Source organism: Ruminococcus sp., from assembly GCF_045129435.1.
In the GTDB taxonomy this organism is placed as follows: Bacteria; Bacillota; Clostridia; order Oscillospirales; family Acutalibacteraceae; genus Ruminococcoides.
The window spans coordinates 1-2883 of record NZ_JBGVJL010000143.1; the positions used below are offsets into that span (position 1 = coordinate 1).

Sequence of the window (2883 nt, forward strand, 5' to 3'; positions counted from 1 at the left end):
CCCGCACTGCTAATACATCTGCCATTTGATAACACCCCTCTAATCTTCTTGAAAAACTCACCGTGAGTTTTTCAAGTTTTGGGATATTATCTCATATTGATGGGTGAAATGCTAGGCGGGTGATTATTGAGCGCTTACGTTGCAAACCGCTGATAGAATTGACGCTTACTGATTGTTATGCACTTTTAAATCTGTGCTCATGAAAAAATACTCCCATATAGTGACGGATAGTATATGTTAATCGCATATACTATCCGTCACTATACAGGAGCATTGGTTCATACCGGCGGGCTCACCGCAAGTCGCTGCTAGTTTTGAAGCTTACAAACAACCATAGTCGTCCAATACCTGGGGGTTCGAACTACTATGGTTGTTTCTCGTGGCATTATTGAACTTAATCTATATTTGTCGGTAGGTTCTAGGCGGTGCAAAAACTATAAAAGTGTGGAGCCGCAAAGGTTTTTGGCTTTTTGTAGCTGCAAAAGTGGTCATTTTTTGTTTGAACTAAACATATATTGGAACTTTCATGGAAAGCCGCCAATAATCAACTTGAAGAATTTCGTGCACATTGAGGGTTGCCCAAAAAGAGAACCTACATTCAGAAAAATGCAATGTATCACAAAATTAGTTGTTGCTGTATATTTGCTTTTTTAAGTCATCTAGTTCAATGCATTTTCTATGAAATTGCTCAATCATAAAGAATATATGTGAAACTAGTAACGGATTAATATTTGATACTATATTAGAGTAATACAGACCACGAATTAATGAGTCAAGATATTTTGAACGATCTTCATATTTTGTTTTTGGGAAAACAAAACTGGTTTTACTGGTATCCGTACCTTCAGGACAAAGGAATTCATCATCAGCTTTCATATACTCTAATAGGCAACTTAATCCGCTCAAGACAGCTAACTGTTCGTTTAGCCTATTCGATTTATCCAAGGAGTAGCTACTTTCACCCTCGTCATCGCAACTAGTGTCAACCAATAAATGAACGCGAATTATTGCGCAAGTAATGCAAGCTGCGACTTTGTGACCATCAAGTAAAATTTCTAAATTATCGGTTTGCTCATTAACACTTTTAATTAAGCGCTTTAAAGCTGTTTTTTGGTTAAGGTATTCCTCGTAGACACCATTTAGATTAGCGATGTATGTAATGTTCTCGGTTTTGTCAGCAATTTCTTGTGCAATTTTTTCAATATTTCCTCTGTAAAAACTCTCAAATAACTGTCTAAGCATATACCTGTTCCTCCGTCATTCTTGAGAGCAATTCCATAATTGTATTCATAGCAAAAGATTGATTCTTATGAGCCTCGGCAAATTTCACATCTGAATTTTGACTTGTTCCCTCACCTAGACGTTCAGTAATGACAATTCGACTGCTATCATACAACGAATCCAATTGAGATAACTCGTGTTCAAAATCTTTTTCGGTTCGCTTCCAAACAAAATGTCGATAAAGCGCAGGGAGGTAAATCACAAGAACAATCAAAGTGAATACAGCTAACACTATTCCAAATTCAAGCATTTTTATCCCTCCTGTACTATTTTAAATGAAATGAAACCCGATGCTGCTGCAAATAAAATAAATGATCCAACCGAAATAAAAAGCATTCTAGAATTATTTATAGGTGTTGCGATGTTTTCAAAATAGGTAAACATTGCTAAGATTCCAATCGCGGCGATCAAGAATATAAAGATTCTACACCTGAATTTCATTTGGTCGGACAGTTTTTTTCGGAATCCATATAATAACAAATCAACAAAGGACACAGCCAGTAGAGTAATAGAAACCCAAAGAAAGGATCCGCTGTTCATAAAATCTTCAATGAAAGTCTCATATAGTTTAATTATGCTAGCATTCCCAGAATGTAGAAATATTGCAGTACCGCTTACAATCAACGGTAATAGAGCAATCGCGATTCCGATTATCCATGCTAAAATACGATTTGCCTTTTTTATAGAATATCGGGCGGCTTGCTTTTGCGCCTTTTGGCGTTGCTCGGTATTTTGTGCTTGTTGTAATGATTTTTTTGTTTCTGTTTTCTGTGCCACAATAGCACCTCGTAAATATATATTTTTCTAAGTACGATCAGATTTGCTGACTAGTGAAATAGTTTCGGTTTTGAAATGCAGTAGTTATTAGAAACACTAAACAGGTTCTATTATCAACAAATTGATCAATCCGCGAACCCGTGTGTATCGTTGCAAAACAAAAGATAACACTGCCTCAATTTCCTAACAAAAAATGACAAAGTAACGATGCCACACCAACCGCTCAAGTCTAATTCCAAGCTTGATCATCATAGGTGCGACAGTGGCCAGCGGTCACTGTGAGCTTCATTACTTTGTCATAATAACTCATACTATCTCTCGGCAGATGTTTCCGCTAGCCCTTATGTAGCATTCTAAAGAACAAAATCCTCCGCACTAGGTAACATAATGCCGCATGCGGTATAATTATTATATGTCATATGCTGTCAAAATGCAAGTGCTAATTGTTGAAAAATACTACTTTTATTACATTTTTTGGATATAAACACATGGTTTTACTTTCCACTTCCTGACAAGGAACACTTTGAGATTGTGAATTGGTCCGCATACTTATGTTTTTACCATACTTGCCTTGCGTACTCCATCGAACCGAGTCGATTGTGCTACTAGTTCGTAAAGCAGGAACGGTACCACTATATGCGAGCATTGAGTTTATGATGTGTGGTTTTCCAACACAAGGGACTTAACAGCTCGCATAATGGAGGAGGGTTAGTTGGGTTGCCAATAGCTGTATGGGTCATATGTACTATATGAGGATCAAGGTAATTGGGCGCTACAAAAAGTCTTACATGGAATAAACGGCTAATATGGGTCTACATATGGAAT

3 protein-coding genes are annotated in these 2883 nt (G+C 37.1%); all 3 read right to left on the minus strand.

Annotated elements, in window-relative coordinates; all coding sequences use genetic code 11:
• Positions 1 to 624: 624 nt before the first annotated feature.
• The 3 genes from ACJMMI_RS06890 to ACJMMI_RS06900 are packed head-to-tail and all read right to left on the minus strand — an operon-like array spanning position 625 to position 2058.
• Positions 625 to 1242, minus strand: coding sequence for a hypothetical protein (locus tag ACJMMI_RS06890; protein WP_405354484.1), 618 nt, complete (start codon positions 1240 to 1242; stop codon positions 625 to 627).
• Positions 1235 to 1531, minus strand: coding sequence for a hypothetical protein (locus tag ACJMMI_RS06895; protein ID WP_405354485.1), 297 nt, complete (start codon positions 1529 to 1531; stop codon positions 1235 to 1237). Before ACJMMI_RS06895 ends, ACJMMI_RS06890 begins: the two co-directional genes overlap by 8 nt.
• A gap of 2 nt (positions 1532 to 1533) precedes the next feature.
• Positions 1534 to 2058, minus strand: coding sequence for a hypothetical protein (locus tag ACJMMI_RS06900; RefSeq protein ID WP_405354487.1), 525 nt, complete (start codon positions 2056 to 2058; stop codon positions 1534 to 1536).
• Positions 2059 to 2883 lie beyond the last annotated feature (825 nt).

Bases quoted from the DNA above. Each gene is read 5' to 3' on its own strand.
- ACJMMI_RS06890 (WP_405354484.1), bottom strand. From the start codon at position 1,242: ATGCTTAGACAGTTATTTGAGAGTTTTTACAGAGGAAATATTGAAAAA.
- ACJMMI_RS06895 (WP_405354485.1), bottom strand. From the start codon at position 1,531: ATGCTTGAATTTGGAATAGTGTTAGCTGTATTCACTTTGATTGTTCTT.